The organism is Bradyrhizobium sp. WD16 (assembly GCF_024181725.1).
Classification (GTDB): domain Bacteria; phylum Pseudomonadota; class Alphaproteobacteria; order Rhizobiales; family Xanthobacteraceae; genus Bradyrhizobium_A.
Genome location: NZ_CP028908.1, coordinates 710640 through 734707, shown reverse-complemented (window position 1 = coordinate 734707; position 24068 = coordinate 710640). Strand labels below are relative to the sequence as shown.

Sequence of the window (24068 nt, the reverse complement as noted above, 5' to 3'; positions counted from 1 at the left end):
TGTGAATCTCCTAGCACTACTTTGGCAGATTTGGCTGAAGGCAGCCTGCGAGCAGCATCTCACAGTGCGTGCATCGTAGGGGTGGAGGCCGCACGAAGAGGTCGAGGATGGCTTGCCTGATGGCCGGCATGCTCGGTTGTGGCGGTGGGCCTGGGACTCTTTTTTTTTCGTCCCGCTGCGGTGAGGCGGCGGGACTGAAGGAAGGCATAGGCGATCATCGTCATCAAGGCATGTCGGTGTAATCCGGCCCACGACCTGCCTTCAAAATGGTCGAGCCCCAGCTCTTCCTTCAACTGCTGATGCGCCTGTTCACAGATCCACCGCGCCTTGACGGCAGCTGCCAGCGTCTTAAGCGAAACGTCAGCGGGCAGATTCGAGATGTAGTACTTCTGCTCTCCGCTCGATCGTCGCTCGCCCAGGATCCACATTTCATCACCAGGCATACGCTCGACACCTTTATCGAACACGCGGTGCTTTGGGCCGTCGGCGATGCGGACGCGCCGCGCAGCGAAAAGGCATGTCAGCGGGCCTTTCGTACCCCCGCGCCAGCTGATCTTCTGCCACTTTACGCCGGCCAGCATCGTCTCGGCTGAAACTGGCGACATATCCGGGATATGGTGTTTGCGCGGCTTACGGGCTTTCTCCGTTGGAAAGATCATGGTGACATCGGCCGGATAGACTTTCTGGCGCCGCGACATACCAACTGCCCATAAGAGGCCGCGCTCGCTCAGAGCATGACGGAACGGCGCGCTCGATCCGTATCCCGCGTCCGCCAGCACACAGCCGAAGCGAACACCGGCTGCGATCACGCGATCGATCTCAGCCAGCGCGATCTCTGGCTTGGACCGTGCCGCGCGATGCTCGATGGGAACGCCGGCGTGCTTCAGACGTACCGGATCGCTCGTCCAATTCTCGGGAAGGAAGAGACGTAGCGCCACCATTACCGGCACTTCACCGCGCGCAAGCGTCAGCGACACCAATGTTTGGCAATTCGCCGTTTTACCGAGAGTTGATGCATATTGCGGAGCTACACCAACCGAGCGATCGCCCTTCTTCGGCATCGATGTATCGTCGATGACCAGCACCGCATCTGTGCCGCCGACGAGCCGGTCGGCCTGAACGAGCAATTCTACTTCCAACGGCGCCGCGTCCCAGACGCCATCAGCGATGAAATGATGCAATTGATCATAGTCGCCCGGCGCCAGCCGCGCCGCCATTGGCTGGACGCTCTTGCGGTCGCCCGGCCCAATCAGTCCTGAAACATATAGCGGACACATCCGCCGCCGAGCCTTGTGACCTAAACAATCCAGGAATGGCTCGAGCCAGCGTCCAAGCTCATCTTCCCACCTCGACGTCGTATCCACCGGTCAGCCCTCCAAAAAAGCTGACCACCCATGAATCATTGAAAACGTGATTCGGGAATCCAGTCTCGCCGATCAACTCCCAGAATCTGCCAAAGTAGTGCTAGTGTGGTGGATCTGACGCTCGTTTCAGTATTGCAGCGAGTTCTTCGAACGAGCGTCAGATCCAAAACCACACTCGAATCATAATGATGCTAGTGTCCCCTTGTTTCCAACGTTCGTATGAGCGCCTGCTGCAATGGCATACGAACGTTGGAAACAGGACACTGGCCGCGCAAGCGGGGAGAGGTCGGATCGCGTCAGCGATCCGGGTGAGGGGCGCTGACTCAAAATTGCACGTTGCAACACCGTATCGCCCGGCGATCATCCTTGCTCTGAGCCGCGCGACGCCTCACCGCACCTGCCGCACCCGCGCCAGCAGTTCGCGCCGGAACAGCTCCGGCCGGTTCATCGCCACGAAGTGGTGACAGCCCTCGAAGCGGACGAAGCCCTTGGCCGGCGCCTCGGTCACGACGCTTCCCCTCAGGCACGCAAGGCGGCGGCGGCGCGGCTCGCCGCCGCGACGGCGGTCCAGTTCCCGGCTGCGACGACGGCCTTCGGCAGCATCCAGGAGCCGCCGACGCAGATCACGTTGGGCAGCGCCAGATAGGCGGGGGCGGTTTCCAGCGTGATGCCGCCCGTGGGGCAGAATTTCAGCTGCGGCAGAGGCGAGGCGAGCGCCGCGAGATAGCTCCGCCCGCCCGCCGGCTCGGCCGGGAAGAATTTGGCGAAGCGATAGCCGCGGGCGATCAGCGCCATGGCTTCGCTCGCGGTCGCGATGCCCGGCAGCAGCGGGATGCCGGCGCCTGCCGCCGCGTCCAGCAGCGCGGGGGTTGCGCCGGGGGAGACGGCAAAGCGCGCCCCCGCCTGTTCCGCGGCCGCCAGCTGGGCGGCGTCGAGCACGGTGCCGACGCCGGCAATGGCGCCTTCCACCTCCGCCGCCACGGCGCGGATGGCGTCGAGCGCCGCCGGCGTGCGCAGGGTGATCTCGATGGCGGGAAGACCGCCCTCCACCAGGGCGCGGGCGAGGGGCACCGCGTCGGCGGCGCGCTCCACGACCACGACCGGGACCACCGGAGCGCGGGCGAGAATGGCGTCCAGCCCGGATTGGTTCGTCTCGCTCATGCCTGCACTCCCCTGAAAATCGTGGCGCCCTGGTCCGCGGGTCCGACAGCGGCCCGGAACGGGGCGAAGAGGTCCCGGCCGACGCCGGCGTGGTGGGCGGAAAGGTCAGCCTTCGCGGCGGGGCGCGCGGCCCATTCGGCGGCGGGGACGACCACCTCCAGCCGGCCGGTCACGGCATCGACGCGCACCTGGTCTCCGTCGCGGATCTTGGCGATGGCGCCGCCTTCCGCCGCCTCCGGGGTCACATGGATCGCGGCGGGCACCTTGCCCGAGGCGCCGGAGAGCCGGCCGTCGGTGACCAGCGCCACCTTCTGCCCCCGGTCCTGCAGCACGCCCAGCGGCGGCATCAACTTATGCAGCTCCGGCATGCCGTTGGCCTTCGGCCCCTGGAAGCGCACCACCGCGACGAAGTCCCCGGTCAGCTTGCCGGCCTTGAATGCCGCCTGCAACTCCTCCTGGGCATGGAAGACGCGGGCCGGCGCCTCGATCACGTGCCGCTCCGGCGCCACCGCCGAGGTCTTGATGACCGAGCGGCCAAGGTTTCCGTCCAGCACCTTCAGCCCGCCGGTCGGCTGGAACGGGGCGGCGGCGCTCCGCAGCACCGTCGCCTCGCCGCTGGCCGTCGGCCCGTCGCGCCAGACGAGGCCACCGTCCCCGCCGAGCACGGGCTCGCGCGTATAGGCGTCGAGCCCCTGGCCGAGGATGGTCTGCGCATCGGCGTGCAGCAGGCCGGCGCCCAGCAGCTCGCGGATGACGAAGGCCATGCCGCCCGCGGCGTGGAAATGGTTCACGTCCGCCGCGCCGTTCGGGTAGACGCGGGCGAGCAGCGGCGTCACCTCGGCAAGCTCCGAGAAGTCGTCCCAGGCGAGGGTGATGCCGCCCGCCGCCGCCATGGCGACGAGGTGGAGCGTGTGGTTGGTGGAGCCGCCGGTGGCGTGGAGGCCGACGATGGCGTTGACGAAGGCCTTTTCGTCCAGCATCCGGCCCACGGCGATGGCATCGTTGCCGAGCGCGGTGATGGCGAGCGCCCGCTCCACCGCCGCCCTGGTGAGCGCGTCGCGCAGCGGCGTGTCGGGGGCGACGAAGGAAGCGCCGGGCAGGTGCAGGCCCATGATATCCATGAGCATCTGGTTGGTGTTGGCGGTGCCGTAGAAGGTGCAGGTGCCCGGCCCGTGATAGGACTTCGCCTCGGCCTCCAGCAGCGCATCGCGGCCCACCTTGCCCTCGGCGAAGAGCTGGCGGACCTGCGACTTCTGCGTGTTGGCGAGCCCGCTCGTCATCGGGCCGGAGGGAATGAACACCGCCGGCAGGTGGCCGGACGACAGCGCCCCGATGACCAGTCCCGGCACGATCTTGTCGCAGATGCCGAGGAACACCGCGGCATCGAACGTCTGGTGGGACAGCGCGACGGCGGTGGAAAGGGCGATCACGTCGCGGGAGAAGAGGGAGAGCTCCATGCCCGCCTCGCCCTGGGTGATGCCGTCGCACATGGCGGGCACGCCGCCGGCCACCAGCGCCGCCCCGCCCGCCGCGCGCGCCGCCTCCCGGATCAGCTCCGGATAGCGCTCGTACGGCCGGTGGGCGGAGAGCATGTCGTTATAGGCGGTGACGATGCCGATGGAGGCGCCTTGCCCCTCGCGCAGCATGGCTTTGTCGGCGGGGCCGCAGGCGGCGAAGCCGTGGGCCTGGTTGGCGCAGCCCAGCGCCTGGCGGTGCGGCCGGGGCGCGGCGGCCCCGGCGATGCGATCGAGATATCGCGCGCGCGCCGAAAGGCTCCGCGCGACGATGCGTTGTGTGACTTCGCCGATCCGGGCGTTGAGGGTGGTCATCGTTGCATCCTTTTGAGGGAGCGAGCCGGACTTGGTTTCAGGGCGACCAGAAGACGTCGAGTGGGGAGCGCAGGGTGTTGAGGACGGCGCGGATGGGGAGTTCGGCCGCGTCGGTTCCGGCGCGGGCGCGCTCCAGGACGGCTCGCTTCGCCATGCCCTCGATGTGCAGGAAGAGCCGGTCGGCCGCGACGAGGCGCGGCAGCGTGAAGGTGAGGCGCGGCTCGTTCGCCGCCGGTGCCCGCACGATGGTCAGCGGGGCGGTGCCGGCGGGATCGATGGCGGCGGCAAGCGCCTTTGCCCCGGGCAGAAAGGAGGCGGTGTGCCCGTCGTCGCCCATGCCGAGCACCACGGCGGCAAAGCGGGCGGGGAGGGACGCGACCGCCGCGGTGGCGGCGGCAAGGCCCGCCTCGGGGGTCGGATCGCCGGTGAAGAGCGGCACGAAGCGCGCGGCGGCGGCCGCGCCCTTGAGCAGGTGCCGGCGCACGAGGGCGGCGTTGGAGCGCTCCGAGGTCTCCGGCACCCAGCGCTCGTCGACCAGCGTCACCGCGATGCGCGTCCAGTCCAGCGGTTCACCGGCGAGGGTCTTGAGGAAGGCGACCGGCGTGCGCCCGCCCGAAACCGCAAGGCCCGCCGCGCCGTCGCGGGCGAGGCGGGCGCGCAGCGCCTCCGCGACGCCGGCGGCGAGCGCCCGGGCGAGGGCAGGGCCGTCGGCATGGGCGGCAAGGGCGATGGGGGCGAAATGAGCGTTCACGGTGCAGGCCTCAGGTGTCGTCGGTCCAGGTGCGGCCGTCGCGTTCGATGAGCGCGATGGCGGCGGAGGGACCCCAGGTGCCGGACGTATAGGGCTTGGGCGGCTCGCGCGAGGCGCGCCAGGCCTGAAGGATCGGGTCGATCCAGCGCCAGGCGGCCTCGACCTCGTCGCGCCGCATGAACAGGGTCTGGTTGCCGCGCACCACATCCATGATGAGTCGCTCGTAGGCGTCCGGATTGCGCACGCCGAACACGCTGGCGAAGCTCATGTCGAGCGGAACGTGCTGCAGGCGCATGCCGCCGGGCCCGGGATCCTTGATCATCAGCCACAGCTTCACGCCCTCGTCGGGCTGGAGGCGGATGACGAGGCGGTTCGGCGCGATCGGGCCGGCATGGCCGTCGAACACCGAATGGGGAATGGGCCGGAAGGCGACCACGATCTCGGAGACGCGGCTGGCGAGGCGCTTTCCGGTGCGCAGATAGAAGGGCACGCCGGACCAGCGCCAGTTGCCGATCTCGGCTTTCAGCGCCGCAAAGGTCTCGGTGTCGGAATGGCCGGTGCCGAGCTCCTCCAGATAGCCGGGCACCGAGCCGCCGGCGGAAGCCCCGGCGCGATACTGGCCGCGCACGGTGCACTGGGCGGCGTTGCCTTCGTTGATCGGCCGCAGCGCCTTGAGCACCTTGAGCTTCTCGTCGCGCATCGCATCGGCGTCGAGCGAGACGAGGGGCTCCATGGCGACGAGGCAGAGCAGCTGGAGGATATGGTTCTGCACCATGTCGCGCAGGGCGCCGGCGGTGTCGTAATAGCCGGCGCGGCCCGCCGTGCCGATGCTCTCGGCCACGGTGATCTGGACATGGTCGATATGGGCGTTGTTCCACACCGGCTCGAACAGGGCATTGGCGAAGCGCAGCGCCATCAGGTTCTGCACCGTCTCCTTCCCGAGATAATGGTCGATGCGATAGACGTGATGCTCGTCGAAGACCTGCCCGATGGCGTCGTTGAGGGTGACGGCGCTCGACAGATCCTTGCCGAGGGGCTTCTCCACCACCAGCCGCGCATCGTCCTTGTTGAGGCCGTGGCGGGCGAGGCGCGCGCAAATCGGCGCGAAGAGCGATGGCCCGGTCGCCAGATAGAAGATGCGCACGACACCCTGCTGCGCCGCGAGCAGGTCGGAGAGTTCGGTCCATCCCTCCTCGCCCTCGGCTTCCACCGGCACATAGCTGAGGCGCGCGAGGAATTGCGTCAGGTCGGCGTCGTCGAGATCCTCCGGCGCGATGTGCTCGACAAGGGCGTCGCGCACGAGGGCGACGAACGCGTCCACCGTCATCCGCTGGCGCGCCGCGCCGACGATGATGGCGCGCGCGGGCAGTTGTCCGACGCGGTGGCGTCGGTAGAGCGAAGGTAAAAGCTTGCGGCGGGCAAGATCGCCGGTCGCGCCAAAGACGGTGAGGACGAAGGGAACGACCGGGATCACGCGGCTCGACATGGTTCGGCTCGTTGTTCCTAGTGTGGCGTCTCGCAATTGCCTATGTCCTTTGCGGCAAGTCCCTGTAGGCAATTGCGAGACATAAGCCACACTAGCTTTTTGATTTTGCTAGTGTCCCGATGTCTCCGAATGACCGTGCGAGGGTGAGGCAAACGAAGCGGTCATTCGGAGACGGGACACTAGTGTCCCGTTTTCAACGTTCGTATTCCTTTGCAGCAGGCGCTTTGACGAACGTTGGAAACAAAGGGACACCAGCATCATTATGATTCTAGTGCGGTTTTGGATCTGACGAGATCCACCGCACCAGTGTGGCGTCTCGCAATTGCCTACCGCCGTTGCGATCAGCTTCCAGCTCGCGGAGGGCGCAATGTCGTCTTTATGCGCAGGGGGAACGCAGCCGTCAATTAATAACTCATCCTGATTTAAATATTGACAGGAGGCCACCGCATGCGCTCTCCTCGGCCGAAGACGACGCTCGAACGGGCAACATCGGGAGGAGGAAACCATGCGGGCCTGGCCAGGGCTGCTGACGGCAGCCGTACTCGCTTTCGCCACCGCGACCAGCCCGGCGCTGGCCGCCGACAAGCCCATCGTCGGCATCATCATCAAGACCTCCACCAACCCCTTCTTCGTGAAGATGAAGGAAGGCGCCGAGGCCGCCGCGGCGAAGCTGGGCTTCGAGCTGCGCACCTTCGCCGGCAAGGTGGACGGCGACACCGACTCCCAGATCGCGGCGGTGGAGAGCCTGATCGCCGCCGGCGCCCGGGGGATCCTCATCACCCCGTCGGACTCCCGCGCCATCGTGCCAGCGCTGGCGGAGGCGCGCGCCAAGGGCATCCTGGTGATCGCCCTCGATACGCCGCTCGATCCGCCGACGGCGGCCGATGCGACCTTCGCCACCGACAATTTCGAGGCCGGCAGGCTGATCGGCGCGTGGGCGGCGAAGACGCTGGGCAAGGACGCCAAGGCGGCGAAGCTTGCCCTGCTCGACCTCAACGTGAATCAGATTTCGGTGGATGTGGCGCGCGATCAGGGCTTCCTCTCCGGCTTCGGCGTCGATGTCGCCGATCCGGCCGTCATCGGCGACGAGAAGGACGGGCGTATCGTCGGCCACGACGTCACCCTCGGCAACGAGGAGGGCGGGCGCCGGGCGATGGAGATGCTGCTCCAGCGCGATCCCGTCGTGTCGGTGGTCTACGCCGTCAACGAGCCGGCGGCGGCCGGCGCCTACGAGGCGCTTCGGTCCATCGGACGAGAGAAGGACGTGCTGATCGTCGCGGTGGACGGCGGCTGCCCCGGCGTGCGCAACGTCAAGGACGGCGTGATCGCCGCCACCGCCATGCAGTTCCCGCTCGCGATGGCGCAGATGGGGGTCGATGCCGTGGCCCGGTTCGTCAAAGACGGTACCCGGCCGAAGGCGGCCGACGGACGGGACTTCATCAACACGGGCGTCGAGCTGGTGACGGATCGCCCCGTGCCCGGCCTGTCCTCCATCGCCGTCGACGCCGCCCTGAAGAGGTGCTGGGGCTGAGCCGTCGCGACGTGCCGAACGCGCGCCGCGGAACGCGACATAAGGAGCTGCCATGACCGAGACGAGCGGGGAGACGCGCGCCATGCAGGCGTTCGAGACGGTCCTCACCCAGCAGGACACGAAGGTGGCCGAGTTCGAGGTGCATGCGAAATCGCCGCTGCAGCACCTCCAGCATTTCCTGCACGCCAATCCCACCGCGGCGCCCGCCATCGTGCTGCTGGTGGGGATCGTCGCCTTCTCCCTCATCGTCGGGCCGCGCTTCTATTCGTCCTTCAACCTGTCGCTGATCCTCCAGCAGGTGACCATCATCTGCATGCTCGGCGCCGCGCAGACGCTGATCGTGCTCACGGCGGGCATCGACCTGTCGGTGGGGGCGTTGATGGTCCTGTGCTCCGTCATCATGGGCAAGCTCGCCGTCACGCTCGGGCTGCCGACGCCGGTGGCATTCGGCGCCGGGCTCGCCGCGGGCGCGGCGTGCGGCGCTTTCAACGGGCTCCTGGTGGTGCTCCTGAAGCTGCCGCCGTTCATCGTCACGCTCGGCACCTGGTCGATCTTTTTCGCGCTCAACCTCTGGTACTCGGGCGCCCAGACCATCCGCGCCCAGGATGTGGCGAAGGCCGCGCCTTTCCTCCAGCGGCTCGGCACGCCCATCGACGTGTTCGGGGCGCGGCTCACCTTCGGCACCCTGTTCATGCTCGCCCTCGTCGCCGTCGTCTGGTACGTGCTCAACCGCACGGCGCTGGGGCGGCATATCTATGCGGTGGGGGATGATGCCCAGGCCGCGCGCCTCGCCGGAATCCGCACCGACCGGGTGTTGTTCACGGTGTATGTGGCGGCGGGACTTATCTGTGCCCTGGGGGCGTGGGCCCTCATCGGCCGCATCGGCTCGGTGAGCCCGCAGGCGGGCCAGACCGCAAACCTCGACAGCATCACCGCTGTCGTCATCGGCGGAGCGAGCCTGTTCGGCGGCCGCGGCTCCATCATCGGCACGCTCATCGGCGCCCTCATCGTCGGCGTATCGCGCTCGGGCCTCGCCCTCTCGGGCGTGGACGTGCTCTGGCAGGAATTCGCCGTCGGCTGGCTCATCATCATCGCGGTCGCCCTCGACCAGTGGATCCGGAAGGTGTCGGCATGACCATCGCGCCCGTGAACGCCACCCCGCGGCCGCTGCTGGAGGCCCGCGGCCTCGTCAAGCGCTACGGCCGCCTCACCGCGCTCGACCATGCGGACTTCGACCTCTTTCCCGGCGAGATCGTGGCGGTGATCGGCGACAACGGTGCCGGCAAGTCCTCCCTCATCCGGGCGCTCTCCGGCGCCCTGGTGCCGGACGAGGGCGAAGTCCGCCTCGACGGGCAGCCCGTCCGCTTCCGCTCGCCGCTGGACTCGCAGGCCGCGGGGATCGAGACGGTCTACCAGACGCTGGCCCTCTCCCCGAGCCTGTCCATTGCCGACAACATGTTCCTCGGCCGGGAGCTCAGGAAGCCCGGCGTGCTCGGCACGGTGTTCGGCATGCTGGATCGCAAGGCCATGCAGCGCATCGCCCGCGAGAAGCTCTCCGAACTCGGCCTCATGACCGTGCAGAGCATCAACCAGCGGGTGGAGACCCTTTCCGGCGGACAGCGGCAGGGCATCGCGGTCGCGCGCGCCACCGCCTTCGGCTCGCGCGTCGTGATCCTGGACGAGCCGACGGCGGCGCTGGGGGTGAAGGAATCCCGCAGGGTGCTGGAGCTGATCCTGGACGTGCGCCGGCGCGGCGTCGCCATCGTGCTGATCAGCCACAACATGCCGCACGTGTTCGAGATCGCGGACCGCATCCACATCCACCGGCTGGGACGGCGGCTCACCGTGGTCGAGCCCTCGAGCTGCACCATGTCGGACGCGGTGGCCTTGATGACCGGCGCCCGTGCCCCGCAGGAGCGCGCCGCCAAGAGCCGGATATCCATTCAATAATCTGCTATCGTATTCACACGTCTGCTTCGCAGCCGGGAAAGCGGCCACTCATTCAGCCTTTCAGTCGTCATGCCCGCGCTTGCCCGCCTTCGCTAAGAAGCTTCGGCGCGCCCAGCCATTGCGCCGGGTCGAAGCCGAAGGCGAAGACCGGTCGCGGGCATCCACGTCTTCACGACGCTGCAGCAAGCAAGTCGTGGATGGCATAGCGATCCGGCTCGCGCCGGATCGCGTTCTCCTTAATGCCGGAAGTCGGAAACATCCGACTTCCGGGCGACAAGCCCGGCCATGACGAGAATGAGGGTCAGGGCGCATCTTTTCACTTCGTTGTGCCGCCCGGATGCGTGAATCTCGTAGGCTTGAAGCGTGGGACGACGCGGAATGCGAGGCGAGCGCCGCGTCTGTGACGCTGGCGATGATCTGTGAATCTGATAGTCGATAATCTGGGGCGCTGCCCTCGCATCTCCTCCGACCGAAGGCGCGGAACGCGCGAGACCCGGCTCGCGCGTTTTGTTTTTTCGGGTGACGGCTCGCGGGCCTTGCGAAACGGCCGTCAGCTGGCGCGGGCGAGGGAGGACAGGCTCGCCTCCACCTCGGAGGCGGTGGGCAGGTCGGCGCCGGCGCGGGAGCAGGTGATGGCGGCGGCCGCGGTGCCATAGGCGAGAAGATCGCCCAGCGCTTCCGCATCGAGGGCGGCGAGAGCCTCGCCGGTCAGCCGTGAGGTCTTGTACAGCCGGGCGACGATGGCGGCGTGGAAGGTGTCGCCCGCGCCCACCGTGTCGCGCACCGCGACCGTGCGGCCGGGGGCGCTCGCCTCGCAGGTGGGCGTGAAGGCGAGCGCGCCGTTCTCGCCGCGGGTGATGATGACGAGCTTCGCTCCCTTGCCGTGGAACAGGCGCGCGGCATCGGCGAGGCCGGTGCCGTCGCCAAAGGCGATGCGGATGTCCTCGTCGCTCGCCTTGACGATGTCGGCGACGCGGAAGAAGCGCTCCGCCGCCCGCGCCCAGCGCTCGAGGTCGCCGACCACGGTCGGCCTGAGGTTGGGATCGATGCTGATGATGCGGCGGCCCGCCTCCCGCTCGGCCAGCGCCGCGTAGGTGGTGCCCACCGGCTCCACCGCGAGCGTGTAGGACCCGAAGGTCAGCGCCCGTACCGCGTCGGGCAGGGCAGGGGGCAGGTCGGCGACGGCGAGCATGCGATCCGCCGCGCCCTCGCCGTGGAAGGAATAGACCGGCTGGCCATCCGCCTGCGTCGCCACCACCGAGATGGTGGAGAGATGGGGCGAGCGCACCACGAACCGCGGGTCGACGCCTTCGCGCGCCAGCACGTCGGCGAGGTGGGTGCCGAAGCGATCCTGCGAGATGCCGCCGAAGAAGCCCACGGGCACGCCCTGCCGCGCCAGGCCGAGCGCCACGTTGAACGGTGAGCCGCCGGCCACCGCCCGCGCCGGCATTTCCGTGCCTTCCGCCGGTCCGACGAGAAGATCGACCAGGGCTTCGCCGCAGACGAGGATCATCGGTTGCTTTCCACGCCGTTGCGCATGGTCAATCCTTGAACAGAACGTCGAGATCCCTGCCGAACGTGTCGAGCAGCGGCAGCGCCGCGCCGCCGATGGCCCGCGCATCGCGGCCGATGGTGCCTTCCGCGATCACCGCCTCGGAGAGCCCCTGACGGTCGAGGCGGGCGAAGGCCTCGCGGGTGCGCGCCACCAGCCTGCGGCGCACCTCGGGCGGGAAGGCGCCGTCGATGACGATGGCCTCGAAATCCACCACCGCGAGGCAGGCGGCCGTCGCCTGGGCGAGGCCTTCGGCGGCCTCCTCGATCCAGGCGTCCAGCGGTCCGGCGAAGCGGCTCCAGTCGTCGGGCTCCGTCCAGATCTGCGCCCCCTCGAGACCGGTCTCGCCGAGCCGCTGCTCCAGGGTGTAGAGCGAGGCCGAGCGAATGAGCTGCTGCAGCTCGGTTGCGCCGCGGGTGTGGGCCATGACCGGCATGGAGCCCAGCGCGCCGGCATTGCCGGAGCGGCCGGGAAGCAGGCTGCCATTGAGCACGATGCCGCCGCCGATGAAGGTGGCCACGAAGAAATAGGCGAAGTCCCGATAAGCCGAGCCGCCGCCGAAGGTCAATTCCGCCGCGCACGCGGCGGTGGCGTCGTTCAGTACCCGCACGGGGCCGGGAGCGATGGGGGCGAGGGCCGCTGCCACGTCGAAATCGCGCCAGCCGGCCAGCGCGTCGGCGGGCGTCTCCAGTTCCGCCTCCCAGTTCCACAGCTCGAACGGCATGGCGATGCCGCTGCCCGACAGGCGCGCGCGGGCGCCCGGCGACAGCGGCTCGAGCAGCTTGGGAATGGCTGCGCGGGCGAAGTCGAGGATGGCCCCGGGCAGCGGATAGGGGAATGTGATCCGCTCGCGGCCGCGGATGCCGGCGACGAAATCCATCAGCACCACGTCGCAGGCGCGCCGGCCGATGACCATGCCGAGGCCGAAGGCTCCCTCGGGGTCGAGGGAATAGGGCACCGCCGGCTGGCCGATGCGCCCGCGCTGGCGCTCGCCGGCGACCAGCAGCCCTTCCGCCTCGAGCCGGTTGATGGCGACGGTGGTCGTCTGCAGGGAGAGGCTGGTGAGGCGCGCGATATCCGCCTTGGACAGGCGGCGGTGGCGACGGATGAGCGAGAGAATGAGCCGCTCGTTGTAGAGGCGCACGCCGACCTGATTGGTGCCGCGCCCGTGGTGCTGGACCACCGGGACGGCAGCATCCTGTGGTGTGGTGCGCTGCATCGAGTTCCTGGCATCCTGCTGCGGCTCGGGCAGCGCCCGCGCCGTGCCGGACCGCCCCGGCATCGGGCACGAATATGCCGCGCCGACCTGGGATCGGTCAATTAATAATGTCGCATGATTTATTTATATCCGGTCCGTTTTGGCGAGGCTGCGTCGGCCCCTCGGTCGCCACTTGCCTCGGCCGGGCCGTTGCGCTCGGCCAAGAGGGAAACGCGCCATCGGCACATTCTGCTGTCGCTCCCCGGCTTGTCCGGGGAGCCCAGTACTCCGTGCCGTCGCGATCGGGCATTGCGGCCGACGCTGTGCCCTTCACCATCGTCACGGCGTACTGGTTCGCCCGCTCGAAGCGGGCGATGACGGCGGAGAGAGGTGCGGCGCGCGGGCCCACTCTCCGTCGTCATCAGCGATTTGGCCGAGGCGCCGACCCACTCACTCACCGTCGCCCTCCGCGAAGGCGGAGGGCCCAGTACGCCGTGTCGCTGATTTGACGCGCAGCGGCTGACGCACGCGCTCCTCACCGCGGATACGGGTTACTGGTCGCCCGCTCGAAGCGGGCGATGACGGCGGAGATTGTGCCGCGCCTCGGTCAACACCTGCCTCGGCTGGGCCGTTGCGCTCGGCCAAGAGGGAAACGCGCTATCGGCACATTCTGCCGTCACCGCCCGACTTGATCGGGCGGACCAGTACTCCGTGCCGTCGCGATCGGGCATTGCGGCCGACGCTGTGCCCTTCACCATCGTCACGGCGTACTGGTCGCCCGCTTGAAGCGGGCGACGACGGCGGAGAGAGGTGCGGCGCGCGGGCCCACTCTCCGTCGTCATCAGCGATTTGGCCGAGGCGCCGACCCACTCACTCACCGTCGCCCTCCGCGAAGGCGGAGGGCCCAGTACGCCGTGTCGCTGATTTGACGCGCAGCGGCTGACGCACGCGCTCCTCACCGCGGATACGGGTTACTGGTCGCCCGCTCGAAGCGGGCGATGACGGCGGAGATTGTGCCGCGCCTCGGTCAACACCTGCCTCGGCTGGGCCGTTGCGCTCGGCCAAGAGGGAAACGCGCCATCGGCACATTCTGCTGTCGCTCCCCGGCTTGTCCGGGGAGCCCAGTACTCCGTGCCGTCGCGATCGGGCATTGCGGCCGACGCTGTGCCCTTCACCATCGTCACGGCGTACTGGTTCGCCCGCTTGAAGCGGGCGACGACGGCGGAGAGAGGTGCGGCGCGCGGGCCCACTCTCCGTCGTCATCAGCGATTTGGCCGAGGCGCCGACCCACTCACTCACCGTCGCCCTCCGCGAAGGCGGAGGGCCCAGTACGCCGTGTCGCTGATTTGACGCGCAGCGGCTGACGCACGCGCTCCTCACCGCGGATACGGGTTACTGGTCGCCCGCTCGAAGCGGGCGATGACGGCGGAGATTGTGGCGGCGCCTCGGTCAACACCTGCCTCGGCTGGGCCGTGCGCTCGGCCAAGAGGGAAACGCGCTATCGGCACATTCTGCCGTCACCGCCCGACTTGATCGGGCGGACCAGTCATCCGCGTCATCGCAGGTTCGCATGCCATCGCTGCGGCGCCCCCAGGTGGTGATCGGTCGAAAGCACAACAGCGCCTGACAGCGCCGGTTGTCTGGTGTCGAGCCGTCAACCCCGAGCGAATCACCGAGGCCCCGTCGCGATGTCGTCGCGCCGGCGATCTGTCGGATTAGCGGCAACATTGTTCAATTTCGTGTCGATCGTGCGGCGACGGTCAACCTTGATGCGGGCCTGAGCAATACGAACAGCCTTCGAGCTGTCTCTCATGGCCGGGTCATCAAAAGGTCAGCGCCACCAGAATGCGGGCGCTGTCCGGATCGTGACGCGGCTAGCCGGGGGGAGCCGGACGTGAGTGAGCGATTAGAACTGTTTCCGAGTGATCGTCGCCTGCATGGGGTTGCAGGCGAGGCAAGCGCAGTGCCGCCAGGATGGCCGCTGACGTCTTCGCGCCATGGGCGCGCCACCGGGGCTGTCTCTTTCGAGCAAGAGGCGAGTGCCCTGGAGCACCGGACCGGCCGGACCAACCGGTCAGGCCGTCATCAGCTATCATCAGGAGCTCCTTCCATGAATCCACATTCAAACCAGGCCGGGCGTCGCACCAGGACCGGCTTCGTCAACAACTGGGTTGACGGCGGCGAGGACGGCAGCCGCGCGCTGCGGCGACGGGTGATGGCCATCCTGCGAATCGCGCACCGGATGCTCGGTATCCGCCGCAAGAACCTCGGGCTCGGCGCGCTGGGGCTGCGCGGGGCGCGGGTTGCGGGCGTGTCGCTTAGGTCGTCAATCAGCGTTGATTTGAATCGGAGCAGAGGCTCGCAAAGCGATCTTGTTGCGACGATCGGGGCGCTTGTCGCAAGTTCGGTTCTCGGCGGCCTGATCTTCGCGGAACCGGCTATAGCGGCCGGAGCAGTTGCCTGCTCGTCCGTGGCCAATTCGGCCTCCTTCATTCTAATGGATAATGCTGGCACAACCAGCGGCTATTATGCGCCTGGCGCCCACTGCGCTTTTTATAGTCCAGTCGGGTCGGTAAATGACGCTTATGCGACGATTTATGCGAACGGAGCTACGGCCAACGGAACAAGTATTGTCACTGACAACACCACTGCCACCATATCAATGACCCCGGGCGGATCGGCGGCGAACTACGTACTTATGACGAACGGAACCGATGCGATTACGAACGCTTCCGGCGTAGTTATCTCCGGTGTCGCATCTCCAGCGTTGAGCCCAACAAGCACTTATGCTGTCAATGGTGGTCAACTCTATTACTATACGAAATACTTCCGGGCCAATTCGACTGGTCCGGCGAGCCAGGCCGGTGGAACGGATAGTGTGGCGATTGGCCCAGGCGCGTCCGTGGACGCCAATTCCGCCGCATCGATAGCCCAGGGCAATGGCGCCGCTGTGACCTACGCAGCGAACGCCATCGCACTTGGCAACGGCGCAAAGGTCAATGGGGCGTCCGGTAGCCTGTCGACCAGTTCAATGGCGATCGGCAACGGGGCGACGGTCGCCGCCGGTGCGACCAAGGCCGTCGCCGTCGGCAACGCCGCGAATGTGGGCGGGCCGTCGGCCGTCGCGATCGGCGACACCGCCAACGCCCAGACCGCCAATGCGGTGGCGGTCGGCACCAAAGCCTCGGCGATCGGCGGCGCCTCGGTGTCGATCGGCAACGGCAACGTCGCCAACGGCAACGGTGCCGTGGCGATCGGCGATCCCAACACGGCGACCGGCACCGGCGCCGTCGCCCAGGGTTTCAACAACACCGGGACCGGCGACGGCACCACCGCCATCGGCAACAACAACATGGTCGGCGGCGGCGGCCAGGCGGTCAGCACCGCCGGCACGGCGGCGCAGGGCGCCGTCGGCATCGGCTTCTCCAACACGGTGGTCGGCCAGGGCTCGGTGGCGCTCGGCAACCAGAGCAAGGCGCTGCAGGCCGGCTCGATCGCCATGGGCGACGCCGCCGCCGCCAATGCCACCAACAGCCTCGCGCTGGGCTCGGGCGCCTCGGCGACCAACGCCAAGGATGTCGCCCTCGGTTCCGGCAGCGTGACGGCGGCGCCGAACCCGACCGCGAGCACGGTGATCAACGGCACGACCTACAATTTCGCCGGGGCCGCGCCGACCAGCGTCGTCAGCGTCGGCGCGGTCGGCGCGGAGCGCCAGATCACCAACGTGGCGGCCGGGCGGATCACCTCGACCTCGACCGACGCCATCAACGGCTCGCAACTCTATGCCTCGATGGCCTCCGCGGTCACCGGCGTCCAGACGCATTATTACAGCGTCAACGACGGCGGCACCCAGCAGGCGAACTACACCAACAACGGTGCCACCGGCACCAATTCGCTGGCGGCGGGCGTCGCCGCATCGGCGACGGGCGCCAGTGATGTCGCGATCGGCAAGGGCGCCACGGCGACAGGTGGCTCCTCAATTGCGCAGGGCACAAACGCGATCTCCTCCGGGGGTAGTGCGGTTGCATTGGGAATAAGCGCCCAGGCAACCCAGAACCAAGCCTTGGCGATCGGCGCTCTCGCCAAGGCAACCGGCATACAGTCAACGGCGATCGGAACAAGTGCGAACGCCAGTGCTGGAGATGCAGTGGCGATTGGACAATTTGCGGCTGCTAGCGGCGGGAACGCGAGCGCCCTCGGCGCGAGTTCAAATGCTTCTGGCGTGGCTGCGACGGCAATCGGCAACGCCGCCACGGCCTCAGGTAACAATTCAGCGGCTTTCGGGGTTGGCGCCTCCGCTGCGGGTAACTCCTCGGTGGCGTTGGGCTCGGGAGCGACCGCGACCAACCTGAATGATGTCGCCCTCGGGGCCGGCAGCGTGACGGCGGCGCCGAACCCGACCGCGAGCATGACGGTCAACGGCACGACCTATAATTTCGCCGGCACGACGCCGACCAGCGTCGTCAGCGTCGGCGGCGTCGGCACCGAGCGCCAGATCACCAATGTCGCCGCCGGCCGGATCAGCGCGACCTCGACCGATGCGATCAACGGCAGCGAGCTCTATGGGGTGCAGCAGCTCGCCGGCTCCGGCTGGAACGTCACCACCAAGGCGACCGGCACCGGCACGGCGACCGGCACCACGGTGCAGAACATCGCGCCGGGAGCGACCGCGACCGTCACCGCCGGCAACAACATCGCGGTGACCCAGAACGGCGCCGAGGTGCAGATCGCCACCAGCATGACGCCGAGCTTCACCTCGGTGACGACCGGCAACACCAAGATCGACAATACCGGCCTGACCATCACCGGCGGGCCGAGCGTCACCTCGACCGGCATCAACGCCGGCGGCACCAAGATCACCAATGTCGCGGCGGGCACCAATCCGACCGACGCGGTCAACCTGTCGCAGATGACGACGGCGGTGACGGGGGGCCAGACCCATTACTACAGCGTCAACGACGGCGGCACCCAGCAGGCGAACTACACCAACAACGGCGCCACCGGCAACAACTCGCTGGCGGCGGGCGTCGCCGCGGCGGCGGCGGGCACCTCGGCGGTGGCGATCGGCAATACCGCCAGCGCCCAGACGGCGAATGCGGTGGCGATCGGCACCAATGCCTCGGCGCTGGGCGGTGCGGCGGTCTCGATCGGTGCCGGCAACATCGCCAACGGCGCGGGCGCGGTGGCGATCGGCGATCCCAACACCGCGACCGGCACCGGCGCCGTCGCCATGGGCGCCAATAATTCCTCGAGTGGCCAGGGCGCTGTCGCATTGGGCAATGCGAACTCGGCCTCAGGCCAGGGGTCGGTGGCGCTGGGCAACAGCTCGAACGCGGCGGCAGCGGGATCGATCGCCCTCGGCGATACAGCCGCCGCCAATGCGACCAGGGGGGTGGCGCTCGGTTCGGGCGCGACCGCGACCAACCAGAATGACGTGGCCCTCGGCTCCGGCAGCGTGACGGCGGCGGCCAACCCGACCGCGAGCACGGTGATCAACGGCACGACCTACAATTTCGCCGGCACGGCGCCGACCAGCGTCGTCAGCGTCGGCGGCGTCGGCACCGAGCGCCAGATCACCAATGTGGCCGCCGGCCGGATCAGCGCGACCTCGACCGATGCGATCAACGGCAGCGAGCTCTATGGGGTGCAGCAGCTCGCCGGCGCCGGCTGGAATGTCACCACCAAGGCGACCGGCACCGGCACGGCGACCGGCACCACGGTGCAGAACATCGCGCCGGGGGCGACCGCGACCGTCACCGCCGGCAACAACATCGCGGTGACCCAGAACGGCGCCGAGGTGCAGATCGCCACCAGCATGACGCCGAGCTTCACCTCGGTGACGACCGGCAACACCAAGATCGACAATACCGGCCTGACCATCACCGGCGGGCCGAGCATCACCACGACGGGCATCAACGCCGCCGGCACCAAGATCACCAACCTGGCGCCGGGCACCGCCGGAACCGATGGCGTCAACGTCTCGCAGTTGAACACCGCGGTCACGGGCGTCCAGACCCATTATTACAGCGTCAACGACGGCGGCACCCAGCAGGCCAACTACACCAACAACGGCGCCACCGGCACCAATTCGCTGGCGGCGGGCGTCGCCGCGGCGGCGGCGGGCACCTCGGCGGTGGCGATCGGCAATACCGCCAGCGCCCAGACGGCGAATGCGGTGGCGATCGGCACCAACGCGACGGCTCAAGGCGGTACTGCTGTTGCCGTCGGCCCAGGCGCGTTTGCCAACGGAATTGGCGCCTCTGCGCTCGGCTTTTCGGCCACGGCGACCGGGCACGGTTCCGTCGCCCAGGGCTCGAACAGTACGGCAACCGGGGACGGCTCCACCTCGATCGGCTGGGGCAACATGGTGGGCGGCGGCGGCCAGGCCACCGGCACCCCCGGCACCGCCGCGTCGGGCGCGGTTGGTATCGGTTTTCAGAACTTTGCCGTCGGGCAGGGTTCGGTGGCGCTGGGCTATCTGAGCCGGGCGGCCCAGGCCGGATCGATCGCCATGGGCGATACGGCCACCGCCGGCCGCGGCAACAGCCTCGCGCTGGGTTCGGGGGCCACTGCCAACACGAGCGTCGGCGATGTCGCCCTCGGCTCCGGCAGCGTGACGGCGGCGGCCAACCCGACCGCGAGCATGACGGTCAACGGCACGACCTACAATTTCGCCGGCACGGCGCCGACCAGCGTCGTCAGCGTCGGCGGCGTCGGCACCGAGCGCCAGATCACCAATGTGGCCGCCGGCCGGATCAGCGCGACCTCGACCGATGCGATCAACGGCAGCGAGCTCTATGGGGTGCAGCAGCTCGCCGGCGCCGGCTGGAATGTCACCACCAAGGCGACCGGCACCGGCACGGCGACCGGCACCACGGTGCAGAACATCGCGCCGGGAGCGACCGCGACCGTCACCGCCGGCAACAACATCGCGGTGACCCAGAACGGCGCCGAGGTGCAGATCGCCACCAGCATGACGCCGAACTTCACCTCGGTGACGACCGGCAACACCAAGATCGACAATACCGGCCTGACCATCACCGGCGGGCCGAGCGTCACCACGGCGGGCATCAACGCCGGCAGCACCAAGATCACCAATGTTGCGGCGGGCACCGCCGGAACCGATGGCGTCAACGTCTCGCAGTTGAACACCGCGGTCACGGGCGTCCAGACCCATTATTACAGCGTCAACGACGGCGGCACCCAGCAGGCCAACTACACCAACAACGGCGCCACCGGCACCAATTCGCTGGCGGCGGGCGTCGCCGCGGCGGCCGCGGGCACCGGTTCGGCCGCCCTCGGCCTCGGCGCGACCGCCAACAATGCGGGCGATGTCGCCCTCGGCTCGAACAGCGTGACCGCGGCGGCCAACCCGACCGCGAGCACGGTGATCAACGGCACGACCTACAACTTCGCCGGGGCCGCGCCGACCAGCGTCGTCAGCGTCGGCGGCGTCGGCACCGAGCGCCAGATCACCAATGTCGCCGCCGGCCGGATCAGCGCGACCTCGACCGATGCGATCAACGGCAGCGAGCTCTATGCGGTGCAGCAGCTCGCCGGCGCCGGCTGGAATGTCACCACCAAGGCGACCGGCACCGGCACGGCGACCGGCACCACGGTGCAGAACATCGCGCCGGGGGCGACCGCGACCTTCACCGCCGGCAACAACATCGCGGTGACCCAGAATGGCGCCGAGGTGCAGATCGCCACCAGCATGACGCCGAGCTTCACCTCGGTGACGACCGGCAACACCAAGATCGACAACACCGGCCTGACCATCACCGGCGGGCCGAGCATCACCACGACGGGCATCAACGCCGGCGGCACCAAGATCACCAACCTGGCGCCGGGCACCGCCGGAACCGATGGCGTCAACGTCTCGCAGTTGAACACCGCGGTCACGGGCGTCCAGACCCATTATTACAGCGTCAACGACGGCGGCACCCAGCAGGCGAACTACACCAACAACGGCGCCACCGGCACCAATTCGCTGGCGGCGGGCGTCGCCGCATCGGCGCTCGGCACCGGTTCGACCGCCCTCGGCCTCGGCGCGACCGCCAACAACGCCAACGATGTCGCACTCGGCTCGAACAGCGTGACCGCGGCGGCCAATCCGACCGCGAGCACGGTGATCAACGGCACGACCTATAATTTCGCCGGCACCTCGCCGACCAGCGTCGTCAGCGTCGGCGGTGTCGGCACTGAGCGCCAGATCGCCAATGTCGCGGCCGGCCGACTGACCTCGACCTCGACCGACGCCATCAACGGCTCGCAGCTCTACGCCACCAACCAGGCGGTCACCGCGGTCGGTGACCGGGCGGTCAAGTACAACCTCAATCCGGACGGCACCGTCAATTACGGCAGCTCGACCTTGGCGGGGCCGGTCAGCACCGACGGCGGCGTCACCGGCGGCACCAGGATCACCAACCTGGCGCAGGGCGCGGTGACCTCGACCTCGACCGACGCGATCAACGGCGCCCAGCTCTATTCGGTGCAGCAGCTCGCCGGCGCCGGCTGGAATGTCACCACCAAGGCGACCGGCACCGGCACGGCGACCGGCACCACGGTGCAGAACATCGCGCCGGGAGCGACCGCGACCTTCACCGCCGGCAACAACATCGCGGTGACCCAGAACGGCGCCGAGGTGCAGATCGCCACCAGCATGACGCCGAGCTTCACCTCGGTGACCACCGGCAACACCAAGATCGACAACACCGGCCTGACCATCACCGGCGGGCCGAGCGTCACCTCGACCGGCATCAACGCCGGCGGCACCAAGATCACCAATGTGGCGGCGGGCACCGCCGGAACCGATGGCGTCAACGTCTCGCAGTTGAACACCGCGGTCACGGGCGTCCAGACCCATTATTACAGCGTCAACGACGGCGGCACCCAGCAGGCGAACTACACCAACAACGGCGCCACCGGCACCAACTCGCTGGCGGCGGGCGTGGCCGCATCGGCGCTCGGCGCCGGTTCGACCGCCCTCGGCCTCGGCGCGACCGCCAACAATGCGGGCGATGTCGCACTGGGCTCGAACAGCGTGACCGCGGCGCCGAACCCGACCGCGAGCATGACGGTCAACGGCACGACCTATAATTTCGCCGGGGCCGCGCCGACCAGCGTCGTCAGCGTCGGCGGCGTCGGCACCGAGCGCCAGATCACCAACGTCGCGGCCGGCCGGATCAGCGCGACCTCGACCGATGCGATCAACGGCAGCGAGCTCTATGCGGTGCAGCAGCTCGCCGGCGCCGGCTGGAATGTCACCACCAAGGCGACCGGCACCGGCACGGCGACCGGCACCACGGTGCGTAACATCGCGCCGGGAGCGACCGCGACCTTCACCGCCGGCAACAACATCGCGGTGACCCAGAACGGCGCCGAGATCCAGATCGCCACCAGCATGACGCCGACCTTCACCTCGGTGACGACCGGCAACACCACCATGAACAGCAGCGGCCTGACCATCGTCGGCGGGCCGAGCGTCACCTCGACCGGCATCGACGCCGGCGGCACCAGGATCACCAACGTCGCGCCGGGCACTGCCGGGACCGATGCGGTGAACCTGTCGCAGATGACCACCGCGGTCACCGCCGTCAGGACCCACTATTACAGCGTCAACGACGGCGGTACTGCGAGCGGCAACTTCAACAACGACGGCGCCACCGGCACCAACGCCCTGGCGGCGGGCGTCAATGCCGTCGCGACGGGAACCGGTTCGACCGCGATCGGCTTCGGCGCGACCGCCAACAACGCCAATGATGTCGCGCTCGGGGCCGGCAGCGTGACCGCGGCTGCGAACCCGACCGCGAGCACGGTGATCAACGGCACGACCTACACCTTCGCCGGCATCTCGCCGACCAGCGTCGTCAGCGTCGGCGGCGTCGGCACCGAGCGCCAGATCACCAATGTCGCGGCGGGGCGGATCTCGGCCACCTCGACGGATGCGGTCAACGGGTCCGAACTCTATGCCACCAATCAGGCCATTGGCGCGATCGGGACGCTGGCGAACAACTCGGTGCAGTACGACAACGCCGGCAAGACCAGCGTGACGCTCGGCGGGGTCGGCGCGACGTCGCCTGTGGCCTTGACCAACGTCAAGGAGGGGGCGCTGTCGGCGACCTCGACCGACGCGGTCAACGGCTCGCAGCTGTTCGCGACGAACAGCAATGTGACCAACCTGACGAACCAGATCTCCAACATCAGCAATGGCGGTGGTATCAAATACTTCCATGCCAACTCGACGGCCGCCGACAGTCAGGCCATCGGGACCGACAGTGTGGCGGTCGGCCCGAAGGCCGTCGCCTCGGGCGCAAGCAGCCTCGCCGCGGGCAATGGCGCCTCGGCGAGCACGGCCAATGCGGTCGCACTCGGCCAGGGTGCCAAGGCGAGCGCCAATGCCGGTGATGTCGCTCTCGGTTCCGGATCGACGACGGCGGCAGTGGTCAATACGGCCGGTGCGACGGTCAATGGTACGGCCTATAAATTCGCCGGCACCAACGCGACGAGCACTGTCTCGGTCGGTAATGTGGGCGCCGAGCGGACACTCACCAATGTCGCCGCCGGCCGATTGAGCTCCACATCGACGGATGCCGTCAACGGCTCGCAGCTCTATGCGACCAACCAGGCGGTCGATAGCCTCGGTTCCGCCATCAGCTCCGCCACAGCCGCCAGCAAGAACGCGGTCCAGTACGACACCAATGCAGATGGCAGCAAGAAGAACAGCGTCACCCTTCAGGGCGGAGATCCAGGTGCGCCGGTGCTGATCTCCAACGTCGCGGCGGGTGTCGCCAATTCCGATGCGGTGAACGTCAAGCAATTGAAGGATACCGCCGCGACGACGCTGGCGAGCGCGAACACCTACACCGACACCCGGACGACCTATGCGATATCGACGGCGAACTCCTACACCGATCAGAAGTCGGCGGAGACGCTGGGTGCTGCCAATAACTACACCGATCAGAAGTTCGGAATGTTGAGCAACGCGATCGGAGATGTTCGCACGGAGGCGCGCCAGGCCGCGGCGGTCGGCCTGGCGGCATCCTCGCTGCGCTATGACGATCGTCCCGGCAAGGTGAGTGCGGCGGTCGGCGGCGGCGCGTGGCGCGGCGAAGGCGCCTTCGCGATGGGGCTCGGTTACACCAGCGAGAGTCAGCTGGTGCGCGTCAATGCTTCAGCGACGACGTCGGGCGGTCAGTGGGGTGTAGCCGGCGGCCTCAGCTACACCTTCAACTGATCGGTATTCG

10 protein-coding genes and 1 pseudogene are annotated in these 24068 nt (G+C 68.3%); 4 read left to right on the top strand and 7 right to left on the bottom strand.

Annotation, left to right across the window (positions count from 1 at the left end; genetic code table 11):
- Nucleotides 1–59: 59 nt before the first annotated feature.
- The 5 genes and pseudogenes from DB459_RS03370 to zwf form a co-directional block, all read right to left on the bottom strand.
- Nucleotides 60–1403, bottom strand: a pseudogene (locus DB459_RS03370) (IS701 family transposase).
- A 480-nt stretch (nt 1404–1883) separates the two neighbouring features.
- A complete protein-coding gene (eda, locus tag DB459_RS03365) occupies nt 1884–2525 on the bottom strand; it encodes a bifunctional 4-hydroxy-2-oxoglutarate aldolase/2-dehydro-3-deoxy-phosphogluconate aldolase (protein WP_253711532.1) in 642 nt (213 codons plus the stop codon).
- Nucleotides 2522–4354, bottom strand: a complete 1833-nt coding sequence (gene edd, locus DB459_RS03360) for a phosphogluconate dehydratase (protein ID WP_253711531.1) — start codon at nt 4352–4354, stop codon at nt 2522–2524. Before edd ends, eda begins: the two co-directional genes overlap by 4 nt.
- Before the next feature lie 37 nt (nt 4355–4391).
- Nucleotides 4392–5105 carry a 6-phosphogluconolactonase gene (gene pgl, locus DB459_RS03355; protein WP_253711530.1) on the bottom strand — a complete coding sequence of 238 codons (714 nt, stop codon included), beginning with the start codon at nt 5103–5105 and terminating at the stop codon, nt 4392–4394.
- A 10-nt stretch (nt 5106–5115) separates the two neighbouring features.
- Nucleotides 5116–6591 carry a glucose-6-phosphate dehydrogenase gene (gene zwf, locus DB459_RS03350; RefSeq protein ID WP_253711529.1) on the bottom strand — a complete coding sequence of 492 codons (1476 nt, stop codon included), beginning with the start codon at nt 6589–6591 and terminating at the stop codon, nt 5116–5118.
- A gap of 505 nt (nt 6592–7096) precedes the next feature.
- Here zwf and DB459_RS03345 point away from each other — a divergent pair.
- The 3 genes from DB459_RS03345 to DB459_RS03335 are packed head-to-tail and all read left to right on the top strand — an operon-like array spanning nt 7097 to nt 10072.
- Nucleotides 7097–8122, top strand: a complete 1026-nt coding sequence (locus DB459_RS03345) for a substrate-binding domain-containing protein (protein WP_253711528.1) — start codon at nt 7097–7099, stop codon at nt 8120–8122.
- A gap of 52 nt (nt 8123–8174) precedes the next feature.
- Nucleotides 8175–9257, top strand: coding sequence for an ABC transporter permease (locus DB459_RS03340; protein ID WP_253711527.1), 1083 nt, complete (start codon nt 8175–8177; stop codon nt 9255–9257).
- Nucleotides 9254–10072: an ATP-binding cassette domain-containing protein gene (locus tag DB459_RS03335; protein ID WP_253711526.1), complete on the top strand. Its 819-nt coding sequence runs from the start codon at nt 9254–9256 to the stop codon at nt 10070–10072. The genes DB459_RS03340 and DB459_RS03335 overlap by 4 nt, the downstream gene beginning before the upstream one ends.
- Before the next feature lie 550 nt (nt 10073–10622).
- Here the strand turns inward: DB459_RS03335 and DB459_RS03330 are convergent.
- Complete coding sequence (locus DB459_RS03330) at nt 10623–11585, bottom strand: carbohydrate kinase (protein WP_253711525.1); 963 nt, start codon at nt 11583–11585, stop codon at nt 10623–10625.
- A gap of 28 nt (nt 11586–11613) precedes the next feature.
- Nucleotides 11614–12906, bottom strand: a complete 1293-nt coding sequence (locus DB459_RS03325; RefSeq protein WP_253711524.1) for an ROK family transcriptional regulator — start codon at nt 12904–12906, stop codon at nt 11614–11616.
- A gap of 2818 nt (nt 12907–15724) precedes the next feature.
- Between DB459_RS03325 and DB459_RS03320 the strand changes: the two genes are divergently transcribed.
- Complete coding sequence (locus DB459_RS03320; protein WP_253711523.1) at nt 15725–24058, top strand: hypothetical protein; 8334 nt, start codon at nt 15725–15727, stop codon at nt 24056–24058.
- Nucleotides 24059–24068 lie beyond the last annotated feature (10 nt).